The sequence below is a fragment of the Staphylococcus sp. EG-SA-2 genome (genome assembly GCF_017152085.1).
Genome location: NZ_JACYHC010000298.1, coordinates 1 through 401 on the forward strand (window position 1 = coordinate 1; position 401 = coordinate 401).

The 401-nt window shown below is 34.2% G+C and carries 1 pseudogene; it reads left to right on the top strand.

The features are described 5' to 3' along the window. Positions 1–401, top strand: a pseudogene (spa, locus tag IDG60_RS02850) (staphylococcal protein A); the annotation flags it as partial.

The window sequence follows — 401 nt, forward strand, 5'->3', positions numbered from 1 at the left end:
TGAAGCTCAACAAAATGCTTTTTATCAAGTGTTAAATATGCCTAACTTAAACGCTGATCAACGTAATGGTTTTATCCAAAGCCTTAAAGATGATCCAAGCCAAAGTGCTAACGTTTTAGGTGAAGCTAAAAAATTAAACGAATCTCAAGCACCGAAAGCTGACAACAATTTCAACAAAGAACAACAAAATGCTTTCTATGAAATCTTGAACATGCCTAACTTGAACGAAGAACAACGCAATGGTTTCATCCAAAGCTTAAAAGATGACCCAAGTCAAAGTGCTAACCTATTGTCAGAAGCTAAAAAGTTAAATGAATCTCAAGCACCGAAAGCGGATAACAAATTCAACAAAGAACAACAAAATGCTTTCTATGAAATCTTACATTTACCTAACTTAAACG